Source organism: Streptomyces sp. NPDC036764, assembly GCF_055609385.1.
The window spans coordinates 114028-140196 of the sequence record NZ_JBVJPT010000010.1 but is presented as its reverse complement, the minus strand read 5'-3'; the positions used below and the strand labels follow the sequence as shown (position 1 = coordinate 140196).

Sequence of the window (26169 nt, the reverse complement as noted above, 5' to 3'; positions counted from 1 at the left end):
GAACCCCAGCGGCGTCGGCGGCGACCGTGGCGTTTGGGGGGTGGGGCCGGACGACACCGGGTATTTGGTGTGGTGGGGCACCCTTCTCCCCCTGGACCGCGCGTCGGACGCCCGCAACGCCCTCGGCTACGGCTCCGAGCAGCCGATGCCGGTCTCCGCTGCCTTCCTCGACGCACTGGCCCCCGGGCCCGTCCTGAAGCCGCCCGCGGTGCCGGGACGCGGCGAGGAGGGCCCCGAGCTCGGCGGGGAGGCCAGCCGGATCGGCCAGCTCTTCAAGGTCAGCGTCCCCGGCGGCGACAGCACCTACCACCTGCTGCGCAAGGACGGTCTGGTGCCGCTGACCCGGCTCGGTGCCGCCCTGGTGCTCGGCGACCCGGCCACCCAGAAGGACGCCTACCAGGGGCGCTCGCCCGAGGTGCGCACGGTCGGCGCCGACGCGCTGCGCGAACACCGGGCCACGGACCAGGACACCACCGCCTCCACGGAGCTCCCTGACGCGCCCCCCGTCCCGCAGTCCGCGCCACGCGGCACCGCGCTCTGCGCACAGGTCGACGGCGACGACGGCGGCGTCCGGATCAGATCGGTGCTGGTACCGCTGCCCCGGCTCGCCCCGGTCGCGGTGTCCGAGGGCACCTCACAGCCGCTCAAGCAGGCCTGCGTCCCGACCGACGCCACGGTGGTCCGGCCCGGCCGGGGCGCCCTCGTCCGAGCCCTCAACGCCAGCGGGGCCGCGCACGCGGGGACGACCTATCTGGTGGCGGAGAACGGCGTCAAGTACCGCGTCTCCACCAAGAACTCGCTGGCCGCGCTCGGATACGAGACCGCGGACATCGCCTCCGTCCCGGCGCCGCTGCTCGCCGCTCTCCCGACCGGCGCGGACCTCGACCCGGCCGCCGCCTCGGGCACCGCAGAGCCCAAGGTGACGGCTCCGCAGTGCGCCGCTGCCTCGGAGCAGGAGCGAGGCGAGGAGAGCGCCGCCATAGCGGACAAGGCAGACACCGAACGCTGATCACGGCAAGCGGGGCATTCGACGCCGAAGAAAAGGAAAAGGGCAGGGCCAACAGAAGTATTGAGCCAATGTCGGCGCCGATGGTGTGAACTCCGCGGAGCCATCACGGGATGGAACGCGGCGGGAACCTCAAACAAAGCTCAGAATTTCGGCCGAGCCGCCGTGCCCGCAATATCCCGGGAGGAAGCGCTTTCAATGCCGGATACGGCTCTTCTCGGCGCCCGTTCGGCTTCCATGCGTGCCCGCTTTTTGCCCGCCTCGCGTCGCCCGGCGGACTGTGCGCGCCCCGGTGTCGGCCGCTCGGTGAGGCTTGTTCATATCGCTGAAACCTCCGCACAACTCCCTTGCCACGCAAGAATTCCGGAGCGAGCTGACTGAAGCTCAAATCTTCCCTGTGCGCGTTGCGCGGAACGCAGGCTTCTCTTTAGCCTCAGCGAGCAACTGTGTGACGAGGCAGGGCTGAACGAAGGGAGCGCGACATGGCGGACAGCGCCGCGAGGAAAGCGGACTATGCCAAGGGCTTGGGGGGTGTCTCCTCCCTGGAGTCGGCCCGGTCCCAGGTCGAGAAGATCCAGAACAACGTCGGCGAGATCGCCGCGCGTTCGGGCGTCGGCGGCGACGAGGGCCAGGCCCTGCTGAAGCTCTTCCGTAGCTGGAACGCCGAGGCGCAGAAGGTCGTCATCCAGATCAGCAAGATGGTCGACGCGCTCCAGGAGAACGTGACCTCCGCCAACCGCCTGGCGCAGGAGAACCAGGACCTGACCGAGGTCCTCAACAGCAAGACCAGCCAGGGCGTCTTCGAAGCGCTGCGCTGACCCGACCCGCAGCACCGGCCCCCTCACGGCGAGGCCGGACCCTTGAGCTTCCCGGGCCGTGCGCCCGGCCGTCCGAGAGGAGACGTCATGGCCGACGGCATCATCGACGTGCAATACCCCGTGGTCCGCAACGCCATCGAGGAGTTGATGGCCCAGACCCAGCAGATCATCACCACCCTCAACAACCTGGAGGACGAGCTGAAGCCGCTCGTCAACTCCTGGGAGGGTTCCGACCAGGAGACCTACCGTCAGGTCCAGGCGGAGTGGGACCAGGCCACCAAGAACATGGCCCAGCTCCTCGGCGACAACGGCGAGCTGATCCAGACCATCCACGACAACCACTCCCGCGACGAGCGCAAGAGCGCCGACAACTGGGGGACCGTGCGGGCCCGTTAGGGCTTTGCCGGAGCTTCCCCTCGTCGAGGGTTCGACGACGCGGCCGGGCCGTTGTACCGGACACCGCGTGGAGCGGGCGGGAATCTCCGGACCGGCCCGCTGCGTCCATGCCGCATGTGGGCCTGACAGCCCGGCCGCCGTCCGTCCACGGGACGTCCGCCGGGCTCCTCACTCGTTCGGCACCAAGCGTCAGGAGTGCGTCCCATGGCCGGTGAGAAGGCCGACGTCAAGCATTTCGACCTCAAGCAGATGGAGAACTTCCGGGACAACGAGGTGCAGCCGGTCCATACCGCCGCGAAGAAGCACAAGGAGGAGGGCGACGGGTCCCACATCCGCCCGCTCGGCCACCTCATCGACGGGCACACCACCCCGGACAACCTCGCCCAGGACAAGCAACTCCTGCGCATCGGCAGGATGGTGACCGAGCCGCTGGTCTCGGGACCGAAGCTGATCGAGGACATCCGCACCGCGGCCGAGGCCATCGACAAGTTGCTCGGTGACCAGATGGACCTCTTCAAGGAGTTGAAGGAGGCCCTCACCGAGACGATCGAAGAGGCCAACAAGACCAAGGACAAGAACCTCGACGCGATCGACGCCCAGACGCTGCTCCAGACCTTCGACGAGGTCGACACGCTGACCGCCGGCAGCACCGGCGATCCGGACGACTAGGACCTGTCTTTCGGACACCGAGCTGATCCGAAAGACAGGCCCTGGTCCTGACCCAACCGAACAGAAAGGGCGCCACCGGTGGCCGATCGGTACGATCCCAACTCCGTCGCCAATCTCGACAAGTTCGACAACGCCGGCGACCCGTCGACCGACACCTGGGCCACCCTGGTCACCCACATCACCGGCTATCCGGTGCCGGACCGCAACACCGTCTTCGACTCCCTGCGCTCCGAGCACGGCGGCAAGCTCTTCCGGATGGACATCAAGGAGCGCAGCCTCAGCCTGCTCGTCAAGGACTCCGGCTTCCTGACGAACAAGGGCGAGGACTACGACATCTGGTTCTTCGACAGCGGCAAGAAGCGCTCCATCATGCAGGCGCGGATCGTCTTCGAGGGCCGGGTGAAGGACGGCGAGGAGATCATTTTCGCCGGTCCGGGCTCGGACAACGTCCATGACGCGCAGGTCCGTGAGGGCAACGAGTTCACGGACTACAACAAGGACAAGATGAGCACCATCCCGCTCGCCCGGTACATGAACGGGCCGCGGGCGGCACTCCTCGCCCTGCTGGGCGGCAACACCCAGGACGCCCGGTTCAGCAACCTGGGCGTGCCCGGTGCCGACGTGGTGGACCTGAACTCCTTCAACACCACCGGTGAATCCTTCGACTTCGCCGCCAAGTTCTTCAAGGACCACGCGGTGGTGCTGAAGGACTGGGAGGACCGTTTCGGCCGCGACGACGCGAGCTGGAAGGGCGAGGCGGCGGAGGTCTTCCGCAGCCTTCTGAAGAAGATCCGGGAGAACTACGACAGCTACGTCGAGACCTTCAACTCCAGCCCGGGTGCGGGCGACGGGACCGGCACCGGCGGAACGGTGTACTCGCGCGCCCTGTCGCTGGGCCGCAAATACCTGGAGGACGCGGCGAACAAGCTGCTGGAGGCGTGGCTCGCCTGGGCCAAGTCCCCCTACTACGACCCGCACCAGGTGCTGCGGTTCGTCCTGGACGACCTCGCCCAGTGGGTCGACTCGAACAACGTCGCCAAGACGGACATCAAGTCGTACACCTCCCGCTACACCACGACCGTCAGCCACAGCCCGCAGGCCGGCTTCTCCCAGGTGCACCCGGAGTACGGCGATCTCACCGACATCGCGAACTGGGCGAAGGTCGGCGACAAGGCGGTCAAGATCTGGAGTCAGGGCGTCAACGAGTACCTGGGCAAGCCCGCCGCCGAGGTGCAGTCGAACCTGAACAACCACTTCCTCGACCTCGGCGACGACTTCTCCGGCAACGTGCCCAAGCCGAAGTCGACCAGCACCGCCTCGGAGGAGTACGAGGAGCGCAAGGCCGAGGAGGAGCGGGAGGAGATCAACCGGCAGAACGAGGAGAACCGCAAGTACCAGGACGAGCTGCGCGCGGAGCAGGAGCGGCAGCGCGAGGAGGACCGCAAGTACCAGGAGGAACTCCGCGAGGAGCAGAAGCGGCAGCGGGAGGAGGACAAGAAGTACCAGGACGAGCTGCGGGAAGAGCAGAACCGGCAGCGCGAAGAGGACAAGCGCCTCCAGGACGAGCTGCGCAACGAGCAGAACCAGCAGCGCGATGAGGACAAGAAGTACCAGGACGAGCTGCGCGAGGAGCAGCGGCGTGAGCAGGAGGAGGCCAAGCGTGAGGCCGAGGAGCAGGCCAAGGCCATGCAGGAGAGCCTCGGCGGCCTCAACGACCCCAACGCGGTCACCGAGCAGAACCTCGGCAACCTCGACGCCCTGAGCCCGACCACGGTCACGGAGAGCCTGGGCGACCTCGGCGACGTGAACAACCCGGGCGGCGACCAGCAGGCCTTCACGTCCACCCCGCCCCCGGTCACGACGAACCTGGGCAACCTCGGGTCGCTGAACGGCGAACCGGGCGGCACGAACAACGCCGCCAACGACGCGATCACCCAGAACCTCGGCAACCTCGGCGGCCTGAACACGGGCGGCGGCTCGGTCAGGACCCCGACCGGCGGCAACACCCAGCTCGACGACGGCAAGCTCACCACCGACTTCCCGGACGGCAGCAGCACCAGCTTCGACCCGGACAGCGGGGTGCTGACCACCACGCACCCGGACGGCAGCGTCACCACGCAGAACCTGGGCGACGGCACCAGGGTGACCAACCCGGACGGCTCGGTCACCTCCCTGGGCGACGACGGCAAGCTCACCACCACCTTCCCCGACGGCAGCGTCCAGACCGTCGACCCCACGACCGGACAGGTCAGCACCACCGACCCCGACGGCACCACGACCACCCAGGACCTCGGCAACCTGGGCGACCTCAACAGCCAGAGCAACAACCCGGGCCTGGACGACCTCGGCGACATCAACTCCGACCTGCCCACCCAGTCGGTCGGCGACCTGGGCGACCTCGGGAACCTCAACACCGACCGGTCCGGTCTCGAAACCCCGACGGGCGGCAGTACCCAGCTCAGCGACGGCGACATCGCCACCGACTTCCGCGACGGCAGCAGGATCAGCTTCGACCCGGACAGCGGTCTGCTCACCAGCACGAACGCGGACGGCACCACCACGACCACCGACCTCACCCACGGTGCGACGGTGACCAACCCGGACGGCTCCACCACGCGCCTCGACAACGGCATGCTGACCACAGAGTTCCCCGACGGCAGCAAGCAGGTCATCGATCCGGACACCGGCATCGCCACCGTCACCGACCCGCAGGGCAACTCCGAGCGAGTGGACCTGCACGATCTCAACTCGCGCGGCGACTCGGACACTTCGAGCATCCCCGACGGCCTCGGCGATCTGGAGAGCATCGGCGGCCTCAACGACACCGGTGGCGGTGACGGCACCACCACCCAGGACCTGTCGCTCTCCGACCTGGGCGTCGGCGGAGGGAGCGACGGCAGCTCCGGGGGCGGCCTCGGCGGGGGGAGCCACCTCTCTGCGGACGGCTCCGGCGGAACGGGAGCCGAGCCCCTCTCGGACGGTGCCGCCGACACCGGGGGCAGCCCGCTCGCCCCCGGCGCGACATCGGGAGCCCCCGGCGCGCCCGGCATGCCCGGCAGCCCCGGCATGCCGATGGGCGGCGCGGGCGCCGGCGGCATGGGCGCGGGCGGCGACAAGGGCAACGGCGAGCGCGTGCGTGCCGTACTGGTCGACGCGGCCGAGGAGAGCGAGCGCCGCAACCGCCGACGGCGCAGCCCGTGGAACCGCCAGGAGGACGACGACACCTTCCTCGCCCCGGCCTCCCGGGTGGCGACCACCGGCGGTGACTCCCCGGAGGAGGAGACGGAGCCGGGCCGCAACCGGGCCACCAGCTCCGCGGACTACCTGGAGGAGGACGCGGACGTATGGGGCACCGAAGAGGGCGGCACCCCGGCCGTCATCGGACGATGAGCACCGTACGGCTGCGGCGTGACCCACGCGCGGAGACGAATCCCACCCGGTCCCCGCTTCCGCGGCGGGGGCCTCACCGGGCAAGATCAGCAGGGCAGTTGACGGACCGGCAGCACCGACCGGGCGCATGGACCGGGTCCGGTGTACGGAGAGACCGACGCAGAAGGCAGGAGAGGGCGTGACGGAACCGCTGGAGAAGCGCTTGGAGAAGGCGATGGCCGAACTCCAGGCCGCCCAGGAGGCGGTCGCGCGCACCGAGCGCGAGCTGCGGCAGGCGTCGTTCGCGGTGCTCTCCTCCGACCGCGCGGTCCGCGCCACCGTGGGCCCGCAGGGCGAGCTGTCCGGGATCGAGTTCCTGGAGAACAAGTACCGCGACATGTCGCCCCAGGAGCTGGCCGCCAGCGTCCTGGAGGCGGCGAACGCGGCGCGCCTGAAGATGAACCGGCATGTGATGAAGGCGATGGCGCCCTTCACGGAACCCAGCAGCAACGTGCCGGAGCTGAAGGGCTTCGAGCTGGACTGGGAGCGGATCTTCGGCCCCGAGGTGCTGCGCGACGACGACGAGGACACCGCGCGCGACGGCCAGGCCACCCCCGCCTGGCGGGACGCGCTCGGCGAGGACGGGGAGGACTGACGATGGGACAGCGGTACTACGTCGACCCGAACCGTATCGAGGCCCTGGCCAGGCAGCTCGAGGAGATCGGCACGCTGGCCAAGAGCATCACCGAGGAGTTCCTCGACGATCTGGCGCCCACGGTCACCTGGCCCGGTACGGAGGGCGAGTTCGCGGAGAAGGCCAAGCCGCAGGAGCAGAAGGAGCGGCAGACGACCAAGGAGACGATGATGTCCGTCCGCGACGCGGTCGTGGGCATCACCGACGCCACGGTCAGCCAGGTCCGCATGATGAAGGACACCCGAGACCGCAACATCGAGAACGTCGAGCGGGTCAACAACCGCATCGAGACCGATGGGCTGAACGGTGACGGCCCGGGCGGGCATGGCCGTCGCTGACCTCCGCACCGCCGGCCGCTCCCGCGCCACACCGGGAGCGGCCGCTCCCTCCTGCCCGCACGGCTCCCAGGACGGCCCTCGATGAGCATCAAGGCATCGCCCGAGGTCAACGCGATGATCTTCATCCTCACCGGGGAGAAGCTCATCGACGCCGACGAGGACCTCGCCTACGAGAGCCGCCGTCCCTACTCCGGGCTGGGCCGTAAGGTCGACCGGCTGTCCTCGTTGATCGACAAGTCGATCCATGACATCGCCGAGGTCATGCCGGACGACCTGTCCAAGTCGTACGCCAAGGCGATGGGCATGCTCATCGACGACGGCGGCAAGAACTATCTGCGCGAGTTCGCCGAACAGCTCGACAAGATCGCCGAGGGCCGGCGCAAGACCTCCATGGACATCATGGAGTCCAAGTGGCAGGTCATCGCCGAGGTCATCCGGCTGCTCATCGAGATCGCCATCTACCTGGCCATGTCCTTCTTCACCGGCGGTGCCTCGGCCAGCCAGATCATGATGGCCAAGCTGCGCAGCCGGTTCCTCATCCTCACCACGCTCACCCACCTGCTCCAGCGGCTGCACCTGGCGCCCTCGCTGACCGAGGCGTTCGCCGAGGCGTTCACCACCTTCGCGGTGCGCCTCGCGATGATGAACTTCGCCCCGGACGGCCGCCGGCCCGACGGCTTCGACTGGAACGACATCTTGAAGTCCGCCGCGTTCGGTGCTGCCGCCGGCTTCCTCACCAGCGTCTTCGACGACATCGCGAAGAAGATCGTCAAGAGCTACGACAACAACTTCCTCAAGAACGGGCCCGACCTCGACTTCAAGCCCAACCCCAACCTGAAGAACACGCCGAACCCCGACTTCAAGAACAACGGCCCCAGCCCCAACCCCAAGCCGGACCCCGACCCCGGCCCCACCCCGAAGGACCGGCCCGGCCCCGACGCGAACGCGAACGGCCCGGGCGTCACGAACAACACCCCGATCACCTTCCGGGACAACCCGCTCTCCTTCCGGAACAACCCGGACCTGTGGCGCAACAACCAGATCCTGCGCAACAACGCCGACCGGCCGGGCGCGCTGGCCGGGCACTACGGGCTCAAGGGGACGGCCGACTTCCTCGCCGCCGGCGCCGGTGAGGCACTCGCGGAGATCCTGATCAAGGGCGCCTTCGACGGCGACTGGTCCACCAGTTGGTCCACCTTCGTCGGCGCGGGCATCAGCAGCCAGGTCGAGTCCACGCTCACCGACACGGCCCTGAACAGCGGCGCGGAACTGCGGCACGTCATTGACAAGCTGCGCAACCAGCCGCCCACCGTGTCCGCCGACACCCATGACACGGGCGACACCAGGGACTCCGACACGCGGGAGACCGCCGACACCTCGCGCACTCAGCACGGCGACGGCCCGGACCGTACCGGCGGTCCCTCGACCGCGGACCTCGCGGGCGGCGCCGACTCCACACGCACCTCCCCGCCGCCGTACACGACGCAGGACCCTCCGCCCTACACCACCCAGAACCCCCCGCCGTACTCCCCGGGCTCGCTGCCCGCGACGGCGGCGGAGAACGCCCTGTGGCAGCAGGTCCACAACGGCCCCGCCGACGTCCGGGAGCAGGCCCTGCACGACATCGCCGCGCTGCGCGGCGCCCAGCCGCCCGGCAACGCGGAGATCGACGCCCGCGACAGCCTGCACGGAAACCTTTCGCAGCTTCCCGAGGTGCGGGTTGTGCCCGCCGGGGACGGCCCGGCGGTTCAGATCGACGCCGACGAGGTCCGCCGCGCCCTGGACGGCTTCGGCACGCCGACGACGGTGGCGGACCCGCTCACCACCACGGGGCTTCCGGACAGCGACGTCACGAACAGTCCTGACTCGGCTGTCCAGAACAGTCCTGACTCGGCTGTCCAGAACAGTCCTGACCCGGCTGTCCAGGACCGTCCTGACGTGGCGGGCCAGGACCGTCCTGACGTGGCGGGCCAGAACACTCCTGACCCAGCCGTCCAGAACACTCCGGACGTGGCAGCCGTGCAGGATGCCGATACGGCTCCGGCGCCTGGCCAGACCGTAGGCAGTCCCGTCGCGTCCAACGGCTCCCAGAGCGCGCCCGGGACCGGCACCGGTGCCCGGCCGGGTGGGGCGCCCGCGACGGGAGGCGCCCAGGCTCCCTCCGCCTCGCAGCCCCAGGGCACCCGCACGCCGGACGACGTGGCTGTGCCCGACGGTTCGCAGGGCACGCAGGACGACTCCGCGCAGCCCTCCCGGACTTCGGAAACCTCCACTTCTCCGGAAACCACATCCTCGTCCGAGACAACGTCCTCGCCGGAGAGCACCCCTTCCGAGGAGAGCACGTCCCCTGCGGAGACCACCCCGTCCCCCGAGACCCCCTCCTCTCCTGCGACGCCCCACTCTCCGGAGACCGTCAACTCGTCCGACGTCACCGGCACTTCGAACTCGTCCGTCAACGTCCTCACCCCGGACGCCGACGTCACCACCGCTCCGCGGAAGGTGAGCACCACTGGCTCGTACGCCGCGACCGGCGCCGCACACGACGCCGGCGACATGTCCCAGGCACCGCCGCTGACGGTCGTCGTCTCGGAGGTGCCGCCGCCGGGGGAGGGGGCGCCGGAAGCGGCCGATCTGCTGGACCGGGCCGGGACCGACCGGGCCGTGGTGCTGGGCCCGGTGGTCACGCCGGACGGGGCAGGGCGACCCATCCGCGCCGCCGTAGAGCTGACCCGCGAGGGACCGGGCTCCCCCGTCCGTGTCCGTCCGCTCACCGGCCCCGCGCCCACTCTGACCCCGGACGACACCCTCAGCACGGAGTCGGGCTTCCCCGGCGCGGACATACTGCTGCCGCTCGCCGACGCCCTCGGCCCGGCACCCCGCCCGGCCACCCAGAGCACCGCCACGACCCACGGCGATCCGGTGAGCACCACCACCGCCCCGCCGCCTCCCAAGAAGGTGCTCACCGAGACCTCAACTCCCGTGCACGGCAACGCAATCGCTCCCGATTCCACCGTCACCACCCTCTCCAGCGCCCCCGCCACGGCCAAACTCGCCACCTTCTCCCGCCCCTGGACCGAGACGGCCACCGACCTGCACCTGGAGTCGGATCACGGCAACGGAACCGGCGGGAACGCGTTCGGACCGGGCGGTGGACGCGGGCCGGGCGGCGACGGCACCCCACCCCTGCCTCCACCCGCGACGCCGGACACGACCACGCCCGCAGTCTCCGCTGCACCCCCGCCGCGGGGACGGATCATCGCCCGGCCCGCGGACAACTCGGGCGGCGAAGCCTCCTCCGACAACGGCAACGCCCCCGCCGTCACCACTCTGGACGGTCACACGGTCCCGCTCACGCAGCTTCGGCGCTGGGTGCCGGACTCCGCGGTCAAGCCCCGGCCGGGACGGGCCGTGCAGACGCTGACCATCTCGCAGAGCCCCGCCGAGGACGGCACGTCGCGTGACGTGGGCCGCCGGGCGCTGCTCGGCCAGGACACCTTCCGCGGGGTGCGCACCACCTCGGGCCCCCCTGCCCCGGGGTCCCCGTCCGCCCCGCCCCGTACGGTGTTCACCGGCCCGCCTGCCGCGCTCCCCGGCTCGGGCACCGACCAGGGCGCCGACTACTTCGTGGGGCACGGCACCCCTCGTACCGTCACACTCGGCACCGACGACGCGGGACGACCCACCGTCAAGGTCAGCGGTGTGCAGCTCGGCGAGGTGCTCAAGTCCTGGGCGCAGGACGGCGATCAGGACCGGCCGCTGGTGCTGTTCTCCTGCGAGACCGGGCGGCAGCCGGAGGTGGCGGGGCTGCCGGTGGCCCAGCACGTTGCCAACCGCACCGGACGGCCGGTGTACGCGCCGACCACCGAGGTCGGCACGGCCCGGGACCGGGACGGCGACGTCCGCGCGGTGCTCACGGAGGGCCAGGACGGACCGGGACGCTGGCGGCTGTTCACCCCGGAACCGGGCGGCGCCGACCTGGACACGCTGGCACGCGACGCCGGGCTGCACACGGGCCAGGAACCGGCCGACGCCTTCGCCCGGGCCCGTACCCTGCAGCAGATCCGCACGCTGCGCGACGCCCTCGGCCCGGACGCCGAACAGCGTCCGGAGAACCGGGAGTTGCTCGCCGGGCTCGCCTATGTGGACGGTCTGCGCTGGCTCAGCCCGGACACCGCGGCCCGCTACGGCGAGGGCCGGATGACCCCGGACCTGCTGCGCCGGATGGTCGCCGACCGGCCCGGCGCGACGGTCGACCCGGCGACCGGACCGACGACGCAGCAGTACACCGATTTCCTGCGCGCCGCAGCCGAGTTGCGCGCCACTGCCGGACCCGGCACCACGCTCGACACCCTGCTGCCCCCGCCGCCGCCCGCGCTCCCGCCGAGCACTCTGGTCTCGCCGGAGGACGTGCGCGGGCTCACCTTCGCGCCGTCCGCGCAGATCACCTGGTCCCTCTCCAGCACCCCGCTGCCGCTGTCCGAGCTGGGCATGAGCGCCGAGGACACCGCCGAACTCGCCCGCCGCAGACCCGACCTGGCGCCCGAGCCGAGCCGCCCGGAGAGCCTCGCCGAAGACCTGACCCTGTTCAGCAAGGACGCCACGACCGCGGACGCCGTGCGGGCGGACGGCCGCAACTTCAGGCGGCTCGACACCCCGGGCGGCGGCAACTGTCTCTTCCGGGCGCTGCTCGACAGCGCACGCAGCCAGGCCGTACCGCCGGCGTGGGCCGCGCGGAACGTCGCCGGGCTGCGCGGCCTGCTGCGCGACCGTATCGCCGGGTCGGAACTTGCCGCCGCGGCGGCCGAGGCCACCCCGGACCCGGTGCTCGCCGTGGTGGACGACCTGCGGATGACCGCCCTCGCCGGGGTGCGCAACCCCGACGCGCAGCGCAGGATCACCCAGCGCTGGAACGACATCGCGCACACCGTCGTCACCGACGGCGACCCCCGCCGGTGGCGGCGCATCCTCCGCGAGAGCGGCTACCCGCAACTCGCCGACATCGCGCCCACCCCGGACGACGCGCGGCGGCTCGGCACCGAGGGACTCATCGCCGCGGCGGCCGAGCAACCCGGACTGTGGGCCTCGCCGTTCGCCGATCTGCTCCCGCAGGCCCTGGCCCACACCCTCGACCTCGATCTGCGCCTGGTCCAGGCCGACCCGCACTCACCGGCGAACACCCTCGTCACCCCCCTCCACCCCGGCGGCCGGGGCGGCACCCTGCACCTGGCCTACAACGGCACCGACCACTACGACGCCCTGGTCCCGTCCACCGCCCCGCTCACGCCCGTACCGGACCCCGTCACCACCTCCGCGGACCCGGCCACCGACGAGCCGGAGGGCTCCGACCCCTTCGGCGAGTGGCTGCGCGGCATGGGCGGGATCACCGACCTGGACGGCCCCGACGCCGAGACCCCCGACCGGGGCGAGCCGGTGCCGCTGGAGACCCAGCTCGAGAGGCACCGCCCGGCCCGACTGCTGACCGGGCCGGATGCCCGGCCGCCGGGACCGGCGCCGCGCACCGTCACCTTCGAGGACGGCAGCCGGCTGCCCACCGTGCTCATCGACCCGGGCGCCGATCCGGATCCGGCCGACGGCACCGCCGAGCCCGGTACGCACGGCACCCAGCGAAGCCGGCCGACCGGCCTCTTCACCGGCCCCGGCGTCCTCACCCTGCGCTCGCCCGAGCAGGTGGCCCAGGAGATCCTCGGGAAGCTGCCGAAGAAACTGCGCGACCAGTTCGACGAGGCGGACCTGCTGCGCGTGCTGACCGACCAGCCCGGCGCCTTCACCGCCCCGCGCGGCGCACGCTTCGTGGGCCGGGAGAAGTCCGGGGTCGGCCACGAGATGACCGTCGAGGCCATCCCGTACCACCGCTGGGAACGCTTCTCCGACGTGAACGGCGGCACCACCCGGCTGGACACCATGCGGCGCGGGCAGGCCGGTACGGGCGGCGGGCGCAGTGTCGGCGTCGGACGCCGGATCGCCGCCGCGCTGAGCATGGGCCCGCCGCTCAACTGGCTGCTGAAGATCGGCGTTTCGCTGGGCTGGACCCGCCGTACCGACTACTCCCTGGGCACCCAGGCGTACCACCAGACCGAGCACCGCGCCCACGAGGGCTCGCACCTGCACCTGGACGACGTCCACTATCGGGTGCGGGTGGAGCGGGTCACCGAGGCGCCGCGAGCCACGGGTGCGGACACCTCGCCCGCGACGGGCCCGAGTTGGCGACGCAGCCCGGTGCACACCGCGGAGTTCGCCATGCGGGACGGGCTGAGCTGGCGGCTGCCGGACGACCTCACCGTGCCGTACAACGGACCCCGGCGTGCGCCGGAGACGCTCACCTTCCCGGACGGGGTGGAGCCGAGGATGGCCGACACCACCGGACTGCACCTGGTGGACCCGCCGGAGGACCTCGCGCTCGCCACCTCCGGCGCCCGGCCCGGCAGTTCGGCGCACCACACACTGATCTCGTACGTCCGGCCGGGGCGGTTGCTCGCTCTGTTCGGGCGGTTCTCCGGGCCGGTCAGCGGGCCTGAGCTGACGCGGGGGAGCGGGCAGCACCCGCTGGGGCACCTCGTCGTCGAGCGCTCGATCCCGCACCGGGCCACCCTGGTCGCCGAGTCGGTCAAGGCGGAGCTGCGCGACCTCACGCAGACCACGTACCAGAACGAGCGCGGTCACGTCCGCGACACCCGCTTCGGCGTCCAGGTCACCGCCGGCCCCAACCACACCCTCGTCGGCCCGGAGACCGACGTACGCCTCCAGGGCGGGCCGCTCGTCCGCGCGGACCTCAGCACCGGGCGCGGCCACTACCTCGGCACCGACGCGGCCCGAAAGACCACCGGCCGTATCCGCAACCACCCGGTCGCGCTCTACCGGGTGGAGCGCACTTTGATGGTGCGCAAGGCCGGCGAGCCGCCGTCCGCGGCCCGCCCGGTCCGGGTGGTCAGCCTGGACTGGATCTCCACCCAGGACGCGCGCCGGCTCGCGGGCTGGGACAGTCGTACGCCCGGACAGACGGGCCCGAACCCGGACGCCGAACCGCCGGTGCCCTGGTACCTCACCCGGCGGGACCCGGTACACCTCAGCGGCCAGGTCCGCGCCGAGGGCTTCCGCCCCGACCGCCCCCAGAACGCCGTACCGAACCCGGTGCCGACCCAGGGAGAGAACGAACAGCAGGACCAGCAGCAGAACCCGCTGCGGAACCAGGACGGGCAACTCGCCCCGCAGGACCCCCTGCGGGCCTTCGCGGACACGGTTCTCGACACGCTGCACCGCTCATACCCGTCCCTGTTCGTTCCGCCGCTGATGCTGCGGCACCCGCGGCTGGCCCGGTTCTGGTACGGCGACGGGCGGATGCGCACCGCGCTGCACAACGACCGCCAGGTCCGCGAGGCGCTCAACCGGCCCAGCCTGGCGCAGAGTCTGGACGACCTGACCACCACGGGCGTCCCGGTCACCCTCACCGAGGACGGCAAGGTGCGCCGCGGTCACCACACGCTCATCCTGCGGGCGAGGCTCACCGACCGGCGGTTCGAGACCACCATGAGCGAACGCTCGCTGCGCAACGCGGTGATCGGCACCGAGGTCTCCGGCCAGGGGCAGCAGGCGTCGACCACCCTCTCCGGCGGAGTCGAGCTGGGCATCTCCCCACGCGACCACGACAAGGTGCCCGAGGCCGGCCTGCCGCGCCAGACCGGCAACGTGTCCCTGGGTGCCCGCTACGCCAAGACCGACCAGAAGGCCACCCGCAGCACGGCCGCGGTCACCCACGACCACCTGATGTTCCAGAACGGCGCCGACCTCTACAGCTACCAGGTCGAGCTGGGCGCCACCTTCGAGGGCCACCGCCGGCCGCGCGGCTGGGCCCGGCTCGCCACCGTCGGCCTCCTCGGCGCCGGCGTCTTCGTCAGCAAGGTCGAGGAGCGCCCGCTGTTCAACCGGGGCAGCGAGACCGTGGGCCGCGTGGAGCTGGCCGTGCCCGCGGCGCACGGCTCCGACCGCCACGCCCCCGCCGACCCACCGCCCACCGGACCGGCACCGGCGCCCGCACCATCCGTGCGACTCTCCGCCGTCGAGGCAGATCAACTCCTCGACGGCACCCGCCCGTTGCCGAGGACGGACCCGGCCGGACAGCGCCTCGTCCGCAGGCTGCTGCGCGCCCCGCACGTGGTGCTCAGCACCGAGGGCGGCGGGCAGCGCCAGCAGCAGATGCAGGACACCGCCGACCTCGCCTCGGGCACCTCCTGGCACGTCAGCGCGCCCGGCGCCCCGGTGCGTGGCGCGCTGCGCCGGGCGATGGCCAACCTCCATGTGGCCGGTCAACTCGGCCAGTATCTGGGCCCGTTCGGCTCCCGCATCACGGGACTCAACGGCGCCGGACCGCTCCAGACCCACTACGTGAAGGCGGCGATCCGCGGCGAACTGGACAACCTCAGGGTCAAGAGCGACCCGAAGCCGGCGACGCTCGAAGCCACCATCGGCAACGAGCATCGCGTCGCAGGCAGCGCGAGCACCGTCTCGCGCACCACCGTCGGTGTCCAGGGTGCCGACATGCCGCTCCAGCAGGCCCCCGGTGGGCCGGCGGTGGTCGGTTCCTACTCGGCCGCTCTCCAGTACGCCTGGGGCAAGGGCCGAAGCGTCGCGCAGACCCTCACCCAGGGACGCAACACCACCCTCACCTACGGCGGCCGGATGTACCTGGTCGTCGGCGACGCCGCCGAGACCATCGCCGTACGGGACCGCTGGACGGCGGCGATGGGCGCGTTCGGCACCCGCGCCGGGGCCGGGATCAGCTCCGCCGCAGCACGGGTGTCCGAGCGTCTCGGCCGCGCACTCGCCCCGCGCCGGGCCGCCGCCACGCTCCAACGCGTCCGCGACGCGGTGATGTTCCACCTGCCCATGCAGGACGTCATCGAGGCCGGACTCGCCCCGGACGGCCTCGGCACCACCACCCCGCGCAACCTCGGCCGCGGCTACCGGCTGCCCCCCTTCCTGCGCGGCCGCCGCTTCCCCGGCCACCCCAGCGGTCAACTCGACGCGAGTCACGCCGCCCAGCAGCTCATGGGGCGGCTGACGAAGATCGGCGTGTCCTCGCACGACCGGGAACAGGTCCTCCAGCGGCTCTCTCCGGACTTCCTGCGCGCCCATCTGCACGAGCTGACGACCGACGGGATGACCCTGCCGGTCCGCTACCGCACCTGGAGCAGCCCGAGCCATCTGCCGGTCGGCGGCAGCCCAGGACAGGTGCGGTTCAAGCTGACCCCTGTCACCACCACGGTGGAACGGCTGCGCACCGGCTTCGAGTTGGAGGACTACCGCACCACCGCCCGCGACGACTCCGGCGCCTCCTCCCAGGACCGTGGCGCCGACGTCACCCTCGCCACCGGCCAGCGCGCGGCGGAGAGCGGCGCCCTCCTGGCCAACCCCTCGCTCCAGGGCACCGCGGCCAACCAGCGTTCGAGCACCCGGACCGAGACCACCGGCAACACCTCTATGCCGAACATCGCCACCACCCAGGCGCACGCCGAGATCGTCACCAGCTACGTCCTGACCGTCACGATGACGGACGCGACCGGCGAGCTGCTGTCGCCGCGCGCCGTCGCGTCGGTCGGCACCCTCAACGAAATCGTCCCCGCCGGCCTGCTCACCCCGGCGGGCGACGGCGCCGACGGCGAGCTCACCGAGGACAACCTGCCCGAACCGGAGCGCGCGGTACGGATGCTGACGGCCGATCAGGCCCGCCCCGACGGCATCGCGGCCTGGCGGAGCGGCGACGACGGCACCGGTACCGCCGACCCGGACGTGCTGCCCTTCGACGACCGCATCGGCTCCGGCATCCTCGCCGTGGACATCCGCGGCGCGGCCAACGTGCAGGACGCCCTGACGCTCGCGACCGCCCGCGCCGACGGCCTCGGCGACAGCGACCTCGGCCGCCGCCACACCGGCAACGTCCTCGCCGAACGGGTGCGCATGGCCCGCCTCACCCCGCTCACCGGCCTCGGCACCGCCCCCGCTCAGGCCCAGCAGGAGGCCACCACACAGGTCGGCCTGACCGCCGGCTTCCGCGAGGCGCTCGGCACGAACGGCTCACCGCTGCCCGCCCAGGCCTCCGCCCGCCTCTTCGGCCAGTCCCACACCGCCGACTCCCGCCTGTACGCGAAGATGCACCGCGGCGGCGCCCGGCTCCTCGCCGTCGAGAGCAAGCCGCGCATGGAGGCCATGCAGCGGTCGAAGACCTCCGACGCGCTGGAGGCCGGCATCACCGACAACGTCGAAGGTGTGATCGGCACCGCGCCGCTGGCCGGCAACAGCAACGCGGGCGTCATGAACCCGGGCGCTTCGGTCCCAGTCGGCGGCGCGAACGACGGCACCGCCCTCAAGGGAACCGCGGACACCACCCTCGGCACCCACCTCAAGGTCGTCACCGACCGCAGCATGCTCTTCGCCGTGCCGGTGACATGGCTGTCGGTCGCCGAAGTGGACCACCGCCTCACCGACAGCCGCCCGCTGCACGCGCTCGGCAAGGCCAAGCGTGGCCCGCGCGCCGCGGAGGCCGAGACCACCGCCCTGGTCTGGCTGCGCGAGGACATCGCCCGCGACTACGGTCTCCTCGACGACACCACCTTCCCCGACGAGGTCGGCGCGGCCTGGGACGCCATGGCCAAGGCGGCCGGCGATCTCGCCGCGGCGGAGAAGGGCTACTACGACGCCCGGGCGCGGGCCCGTGAGACATGGCTGGACCTGACCGCGGAAGAGCAGGCCGCGCTCGGCGACGACCACCCCGATCAGCCGACCGTCCTGCCGCAGGCCATGGCCCAGTCCCCGGCCGTCGCCGCCTGGCAGGCCGCCCGCGAGGAGGCCCGCCGCTGGGAAGGGCACACCGACGCCGCCGCCGCGGACCACCACCGGCTGCACCTCGCGGCCTCCCGCCTCACCGCCCACCACCAGGGCCGGGCGACGGTCCCGGTGCCGGACCGGGCGCAGGAGTACACCGAGCCTGCCTGGCGCTCCGAGGCGCCCGAGCCGTACCGGATCACCGACGCCACCGACTCCGCCCCGTGCACCCTCACCTCGCCCGACGGCACCACGGTGCGCGAGGTGCACGACATGCCGCACGACGGCGCCTCGTTCTTCCACGCGCTCATCGCCGTCGCCCAGGACCGCGGCCGGCTGCCCCACCTCCTCGGCAACGACCTCGCCGCCCGCTTCACGGCCGCCCCCGGCGACCCGGCGATCACCGAACGCGCCGTCCGGGCCGCCCGCAACCGCCTCGCCTGGGAACTCGGCGAGAACCGCAACGAGGACCTGCTCGACACCCTCGCCCTCGACGCCGCGGACACCTTCACCCAGGACGAACTCGACTTCGCCCAAGTGCGGCTGACCCCTGCTCAGCAGGCCGAGTTCGACGCGTTCGGCCGTCTCCCGCAGACCCTCTGGCCGACCCCCGAGCAGCGGGTGGCGCTGGCCACCGCCGCCATGCTCCGCCCGTTCACGAGCGAGCCACCGCAGGACAACACCGCACAACCCGCCCCACCGGAACGCCGCGCCGGCGACCACGGCGGCGCCGACCTGCTGCCCGCCCTCTCCGCCCGGCTCCTCGGCACCCCGGTCACCGTCGTGACCGGCGAAGGCCGCGAGCAGCGCTTCCTGCCGCACGGCACCGACCCGTCCGCCGTCGACCCGGCCACCGATCCGGTCCTCTTCGCCGCCGACGGCTACTTCCACGCCGCCCTTCCGCCCGGCACCCCGCCCCCGGTCGCCACCGCACTACCGGTGACGGCGACCACGTCCGGCACCGGCACGGACACCACGGACGCCGCCCCCGCGCACCGCAGCCACGCCACCCCGCCCTGGCACCCGCCCGCCGAGAGCACCGGCCCGCGCTACCGTCTCGCCCGCGACGGCGTCCTCACCGCACCGGACGGCGCCACCTACGCCCAGGGCAACCCCAGCGGCCGCGGCAACGGCTTCTTCGCCGCGCTCTCCACCGCCCTGCACCACGCGGCGCAACAGCCCGGCCTGGACCGCCACGAGGCGGCACGGATGCGCCTGCGTGCCGACGCACCACCCGCCCAGCTCATGCGCCTGAACGGCCTGCCCGGCGCCCGTGCCGAGCGCGACGCGCTCTTCACGCCACCGCCCTTCACAGCCCGCCCGGGCGCGCCCGCACCGAGCCAGGACGCCCGCGACGGCCACCTGCGCCGCCATCTCGCCGAGGCCCCCTGGGGTCCCGGAGCCGACCGTGCGGTGGCCGAGTGGGCCGCCGCCGCGACGGGCACCACCGTCACCCTCATCGAGGAGAACGGCACCGCCCACACCTACCCCGGACCGTCCGGCGAGTCCGGCCCGCACCTTCGACTCCGCCGCCGCGGGGGCGACTTCGTCCCGCTGACGCTGCGCACCCCGGCACCCGCGCCGCCGGCCTCCGACAGCGCCCCGCCGCTGCCGCACGAAGACCCGGCCGCCGTCCCGTTGCCTCCGTCCCCGACCGGCAGCGCCCTCCCGGGAATGCCGGGCGAGGAGGAGGCGTACGACCTCAGCACGCTGTCAGGGGCGGGCGAGACGACGGACGCGGGCGCGGACTCGGACGTCGAGATGGACCTCGACTCCGGTTCCGAGAGTGAGCGGGCGGCCGTCGAAGCCGGCCCGGAGCACGAGTTCGCGGTCGAGTTCGCCGACCTCCTGCACGAGCCCGAGCTGCGGGCCGACGCCCTGCTGGACGTGGTGCGACGGCGCAACGCACGCCTCGGCGGCCTCCCGGACGTCGCCTTCGACAGCGCGTTCACCGAGCACACGGGGATCGGCGTGCCCGAGGCCCTGGACCAGGTGGAGCAGGCCGGCAGGCTGTCGACCGAGGAGTACGAGGGACTGCGGGAGGCGCTCGGCCTCGGTATCGGCGTCCCGTTCACGCAGACGACCCCGACCGGCACCTCCCAGCGGGACCGCGAGGTGACGCTGCGGATGCTGGACCGCGTGGCGCGCCTGGTGAAGGAAGCGCTCCGCAAACCGGACCGTCAGGCCGACGCCCAGGTCACCCCGCACATCGCCGTCACGGTGCTGCCGGACGGTTCGCTGGGCATCGCCGGCAACACCGGCGCGAAGGCCCTCACCGGCGATGAAGCCGCCCTGGTGGAGGAGGAACTGCGCTGGTTCGTCTCCGGGCAGGAGCCGGGAGGCACACAGCGGGTGCGGGAACTGGAGAAGTGGTCCAGGGACGAGGAGTCACACCGGCAGTGGTCGGCGCGACTGGACCAGGAAGAGCGGGAACTCGCCCACCGGTCCGCCGAGCAGGCACAACTGCGAGCGCGGTTGGAGGAGCAGTACGAGTCAGGTCCGTGGGACGACGGGCATCAGCAGCAGTGGGACACCCTGCTGGACGACGAAGCGGTCGTCGGACAGGAGCAGCAGCGCCTGACGGGGGAGCGGCAGCAGTGGCGGCGCGACGAGCGGTGGCTGGCGCGCAGGCGGCCCGGCGTCGCGCGCGACACGCGGGACCGTACGAAGCTGCGGGCGCTGGCCACCGGCTGGTACCGGCTCTACCACCCGGAATCGCCCGAACTCGACCTCGTCAAGCGAGCGTTGGCGAACCCCCGCATCCTCAACGTGGCAGGCCGGGACGGGACCCCGGCGGCCGGAGCGCACGGCTCCGAACACGGCGAGCTGACTCTTCTCGGGCACTGGGTCGAGCACTGGGAGAACCATCCCGGCGACCCGAACGCGCCCCAGACACTGCCGCTGGGCGGGTTCAAGATGGCCTGCGCCTCTTGCGACCTCGCCTACCAGGCGGTCAACCAGCACATCGGGAGCACGCTCGGCCACCGGGTGCAGGCGTCCGGCACCCACGGCACGTTCTTCCCCGGCTGGCGCATGCCGGATTGGATGCGGCGACGGCCCTCGCTGATGCAGCACATCAGGGACAACGCGGAGAACATCGGCGCCTACCTGGACCAGGGCGGGGTGCTCCAGGGCGAGAGGACCGGGGGCTCGAACGAGCAGTACCCCGCCGGGTCGTCCTCGGAGTACGAGTCGGGCGACGAGGCGATGGACACGGACGCCATGCCCGGCTCCCCGGCGCCGGGTACGGAACCGCGGTTGCCGCAGACCCTGCCGCCCGGGCTGGACGAGCCGGCCGCCACCCCGCCGGTCCCGCGAGGCCCACGCGACAACCGCCCCCGCTTCGTGGTGCGTTCCGGCTTCGACGCCCGCCGGTTCTCCTACGGCGGCGAGCCGGTCACCGACCTCACGGTCCGCCTCGCGATACGTGGCCCCGAGCACCAGGTGGCACATGTTCGCGATCAACTCGCCGTAGGCGTACGAGAGTTGCTCAACAACCCCACTTACCGCCTGGCCAACGGTGACCGGCTGCACGTGACCGTCGAGCATGTCGACCCCGCCGACTCTCCCCACCTGACCGTGGACCTGGCGGGGCGGGACCGGGCGATGGACCAGACGACGTGGTGGGCTGACGCGGCCCCGGCCCACCTCGTCCACGAGCTCACCCATCAGCTCGGCCTGCGCGACGAGTACCGCGACGCGGCCTCCCCGCATCGCCCCCACATCCCGGGCAGCCTTCTCGGTGCCCTGGACGAGCAGCCCGAGGACGCCTCGCTCACGGCCACCGGCCTGCGCGACCGGCACCTGGCCCTGATGAGCGCCCTGATCGGCGACGTGACGCCGCAGCCGCAGCACGAGGGCCAGACCTGGGACGCCGCCCGCACGGCCACCCCGCCCGTCCCTCGCAAGTCGGTCTGGGTCGACCCGGTCTCGCTGCCCGACGCCGGGACCGACGTCCCGGCGCGCATGCCGCAGGACGCGACCGTCACCCCGTTCAGGTCGGGCAACTACGAGTTCACCAACCTGAAGCACACGAACGAGAAGTACCGCGACAAAGCCGTCCGCATCATCGACCTGCTGCGCAAGCACGACACGATCAGCGACTACATCGGCGGCCGCCCCTGCCGCATCACCCTGCACGTGCGCACCACGGAGACCCCGGCCGATGTGACGGACCGCGGCGAGGCCGGCGTCGACATCAATCTCGCGAGCTACTACTTCGAGAAGTACGACATCGGCTACATCATGGGGATGCTGGCCCACGAGATCGGCCTGCATCCCCTCGCCTCCCGGAACAGGAACATCCCGGACGAGGAGGAGATGTTCGCGGGCGTACCGCTGGCCGTTCCCGGACTGACGGACCTGAAGACGCCGCGGACGATGAGCACCGAGGGCGCGGGTCAGGCCGACCACATCATGGCCGCCTTCCCCAGCAGTACGAGGCACGGGATCTACCGCGACATCGTCGTGAAGATGGCGGGTGTGCTGGCCCAGGACGCTCAGGCGAAGGAGGAGGGCGCCAAGGCCAAGGACGTCACGGATCTGATCGACACCTACCTCATGGACCTGGCGACCATCGCGGTCACCGGCGACAGGCGCAAGGACGCGGCCTGGGAACCCCGTTACACGGCGAAGGTCTACAACGCCTACAAGGAGATGTTCGTCGCGCAGTTGGCCGACGGCAGCCCGGTCCACGCGCTGCTGCCGGCGGACAAGAGCTGGTACAACGTCACCGGCAACTTCCTCGGCCTGGGCACCAGCTTCACGTTCAACAACCAGGGCGACAGCATTCAGACCGGCACCGAAACCGACGCCGGCGAAGCCCGCCCCCGCCTTCCCCGGAACGGAAGCGGCACAGCACCGAAGGCGAACGACAGGCCGCAGCGTCCGCGCGACACCCGCCCCCGCTACGTGGTGCGTTCCGGCTTCGACGCCCGCCGGTTCTCGTACGACGGCGAGCCGGTCACCGACCTCACCGTCCGGGTGGCCATGCGCGGCACCGACGCACAGGCGACCCAGGTGTACGACCGACTCGCTGCGGGCGTGCACGAGTTCCTGAACAACCCCGGCCACCGACTCCCCAACGGCGACCGCCTGCACGTCACCGTCGAACTCGTCGGGCCCACGGACTCCCCGCACCTGACGGTGGACCTGGCGGGCCGGGACCGGGCGATGGACCAGAATACCTGGTGGGCGGATGCCGACCCGGTCCAGTTCGTCCACGAGCTCACCCATCAGCTCGGCCTGCGCGACGAATACCGGGACGCCGACTCCCCGCACCGCCCCCACATCCCCGGCAGTCTCCTCGGTGCCCTGGACGAGCAGCCCGAGGACTCCTCGCTCGCCGCCCGCGGCCTCCGCGGCCGCCACTTGGCCCTGCTCGGCGCCCTCATCGGCAACGTGGGCCAACACCCCCAGCACCAAGACCAGACGTGGGATGCCGCCCGTACGGGCACCACCCCGGTCCTCCGTCGGTCGGTCTGGGTCGACCCGGTGTCCCTGCCCGGGTCCGGGACCGCCGACGCCGGGACCGACGTCCCGGCGCGCATGCCGCAGGACGGGACGCTCACCCCCTTCAAGTCGGGCAACTTCGAGTTCACCAACCTGAAGCACACGAACGAGAGGTACCGCGACAAGGCCGTCCGCATCATCGAGCTGCTCGGGGACCACCCGACGATCCGTGACTACATCGGCGGCCGTCCCTGCCGCATCACCCTGCATGTGCGCACCACGGAGACCCCGGCCGACGTGCGCGACCTGGGCGACGACGGTGTGCAGATCAATCTCGCCAGCTACTACTTCGAGAAGTACGACATCGGCTACATCATGGGGATGCTGGCCCACGAGATCGGCCTGCACCCCCTCGCCTCCCGGAACACGAACATCCCCGATGAGGAGGCGATGTTCCGGGGCATCCCGCTCCCGGTGCCGGGGCTGGCCGACCTGAAGACGCCGCGCACCATGAACACCGACAGCGCCGGGCAGGCCGACCACATCATGGCCGCCTTCCCCAGCAGCACCCGGCACGGGATCTACAGGGACATCGTCCTGAAGATGGCAGACCTGCTGGCCCAGGCCGCGCGGGCCGGCGTGGAGGGCGCCAAGGCCAAGGACGTCACCGACCTCATCGACTGCTACCTCATGGACGTCGCCTCCATCGCGATCACCAGCGACTACCGGATGAACGCGGCCAAGGAGCCCGGCAACACCGCCAAGGTCTACAACGCCTACAAGGAACTACTCAGCCAGCACATGGCCGAGGACAGCCCGGCGCGCCCCCTGCTGCCCGCCGACAAGGGACTGTTCGGCGTCGTACGGGACTTCGCCCAGCTCGCCACCAGCCTCGCGACCAACAACCGCGGCGACAGCATCCAGCGGCCCGTCGCGACGGACGAGGCCCACCCCCGGCTCCCGCAGGACACGCAGGCGACCCCACAGCAAACGCCCGCCGCCACACCCGGGTTGCGCGGCTCAAGCGACCCCCGCCCGCGTTTCGTGGTGCGGGCGGGCTTCGACGCACGGCGATTCTCGTACGAGGGCGAACCGGTTACCGACCTCACGGTTCGGCTCGCGATACGGGGTTCGCAGGACCAGGCCGCTCAGGTGCGCGAGCGGCTCGCGGCAGGGGTGCGTGAGTTCCTGAACGCCCCCGGGTACCGGCTGCCGAACGGGGACCGGCTGCACGTCACCGTGCAGCACGTCGACCCGTCCGAGGATCCGCAGTTGACGGTGGACCTGGCGGGCCGGGACCGGGCGATGGACCAGAATACCTGGTGGGCGGATGCCGACCCGGTCCAGTTCGTCCACGAGCTCACCCATCAGCTCGGCCTGCGCGACGAATACCGGGACGCGGCCTCCCCGCACCGCCCCCACATCCCCGGCAGTCTCCTCGGTGCCCTGGACGAGCAGCCCGAGTACTCCTCGCTCGCCGCCCGCGGCCTCCGCGGCCGCCACCTGGCCCTGCTCGGCGCCCTCATCGGGGACGTCACCCCTGCCCCCGCGCAGGACACCGCGCAGACCTGGGACGCGGCCCGCACCGCTGCCGTACCGGTCCCGCACAGGTCGGTGTGGGTGGACCCGGTCTCCTTGCCCGAGTCGAACGACGGCACGGCGGTTGATGTCGGGACGGCGGTCGGCGACGGCACGGCAGGCGACGTCGGAACGGCAAGCGACGGAGTCCCGGCCCGCATGCCGCAGGACCATGTGCCGTTCTCCTCGGGGAACTTCCAGTTCACCAATCTCAAGTTCACGAACGACGATTACCTCGCCAAGGCCGTCCGCATCATGGAGCTGCTGCGCAAGCACGTCACGATCAGGGACTACATCGGCGGCCGACCCTGCCGCATCACCCTCCGTGTGCGCACCACCGAGACCCCGGCCGATGTGATCGACCGGGGCGAGGACGGCGTGGACATCAACCTGGCCAGCTACTACTTCGAGAAATACGAGATGGGCCACATCATGGGCATGCTGGCCCACGAGATCGGCCTGCACCCCCTCGCCTCCCGGAACACGAACATCCCCGACGAGGAGTCGATGTTCGAGGGAGTGCCGCTCGCCGTACCGGGGCTGACGGACCTCAGGACGCCGCGCACCATGAACACCGAGGGCGCGGGCCAGGCCGACCACATCATGGCGGCGTTCCCCAGCAGCACCCGGCACGGGATCTACCGGGACATCGTCGTGTCGATGGCAGGGATCCTGGCCGAGGACGCGGTGAACGGGCAGGAGGGCGCACACTCCAGGGACGTCACGGACCTGATCGACTGCTATCTGATGGACCTCGCCTCGATCGCGGTAAGCAACGACCACCGAATGAACGCGGCGAAGGAGCCCGGCTACACGGCGAGGGTCTTCAACGCCTACAAGGAGGCGCTCCTCGCCCAGTTGCCGCCGGACTCACCGCTACGGGCCCTCCTTCCGTCGGACAAGAGCATGTTCGGCGTGATCAACGACTTCCGGCGCATCGGCACTTACATCGCGATCAACAACCGAGGCGACAGCATCCAGCAGACCGACCCGACCTGAGCCCACCGCCGGCCT

The 26169-nt window shown here is 71.6% G+C and carries 8 protein-coding genes; all 8 read left to right on the top strand.

All coding sequences use genetic code 11. The features are described 5' to 3' along the window. The coding region (locus tag ACZ69Q_RS30665; RefSeq protein WP_471047850.1) for a type VII secretion protein EccB at window positions 1-1009 on the top strand (1009 nt) is incomplete at its 5' end. Window positions 1010-1488: 479 nt separating this feature from the next. Beyond that, window positions 1489-1824: a hypothetical protein gene (locus ACZ69Q_RS30660; protein ID WP_328877573.1), complete on the top strand. Its 336-nt coding sequence runs from the start codon at window positions 1489-1491 to the stop codon at window positions 1822-1824. Between the two features lie 87 nt (window positions 1825-1911). After that, a complete protein-coding gene (locus tag ACZ69Q_RS30655) occupies window positions 1912-2220 on the top strand; it encodes a WXG100 family type VII secretion target (RefSeq protein ID WP_471047847.1) in 309 nt (102 codons plus the stop codon). 204 nt (window positions 2221-2424) lie between these two features. Then, entirely contained in the window at window positions 2425-2889 is a 465-nt protein-coding gene (locus ACZ69Q_RS30650) for a type VII secretion system-associated protein (protein WP_471047844.1), read from the top strand. A gap of 78 nt (window positions 2890-2967) precedes the next feature. Next, window positions 2968-6279 carry an AAWKG family protein gene (locus tag ACZ69Q_RS30645; protein WP_471047841.1) on the top strand — a complete coding sequence of 1104 codons (3312 nt, stop codon included), beginning with the start codon at window positions 2968-2970 and terminating at the stop codon, window positions 6277-6279. A 178-nt stretch (window positions 6280-6457) separates the two neighbouring features. Beyond that, window positions 6458-6913 (top strand): YbaB/EbfC family nucleoid-associated protein, encoded by a 456-nt coding sequence (locus ACZ69Q_RS30640; protein WP_471047838.1) that lies wholly within the window; start codon window positions 6458-6460, stop codon window positions 6911-6913. Between the two features lie 2 nt (window positions 6914-6915). Next, window positions 6916-7290: a hypothetical protein gene (locus ACZ69Q_RS30635; protein WP_471047835.1), complete on the top strand. Its 375-nt coding sequence runs from the start codon at window positions 6916-6918 to the stop codon at window positions 7288-7290. A gap of 81 nt (window positions 7291-7371) precedes the next feature. Continuing rightward, a complete protein-coding gene (locus tag ACZ69Q_RS30630) occupies window positions 7372-26154 on the top strand; it encodes a hypothetical protein (protein ID WP_471047832.1) in 18783 nt (6260 codons plus the stop codon). Window positions 26155-26169 lie beyond the last annotated feature (15 nt).

Excerpts from the sequence above, each read along its gene's own strand:
- ACZ69Q_RS30660 (WP_328877573.1), top strand. The coding sequence starts at position 1,489 with ATGGCGGACAGCGCCGCGAGGAAAGCGGACTATGCCAAGGGCTTGGGG.
- ACZ69Q_RS30655 (WP_471047847.1), top strand. The coding sequence starts at position 1,912 with ATGGCCGACGGCATCATCGACGTGCAATACCCCGTGGTCCGCAACGCC.
- ACZ69Q_RS30650 (WP_471047844.1), top strand. The coding sequence starts at position 2,425 with ATGGCCGGTGAGAAGGCCGACGTCAAGCATTTCGACCTCAAGCAGATG.
- ACZ69Q_RS30635 (WP_471047835.1), top strand. The coding sequence starts at position 6,916 with ATGGGACAGCGGTACTACGTCGACCCGAACCGTATCGAGGCCCTGGCC.
- ACZ69Q_RS30630 (WP_471047832.1), top strand. The coding sequence starts at position 7,372 with ATGAGCATCAAGGCATCGCCCGAGGTCAACGCGATGATCTTCATCCTC.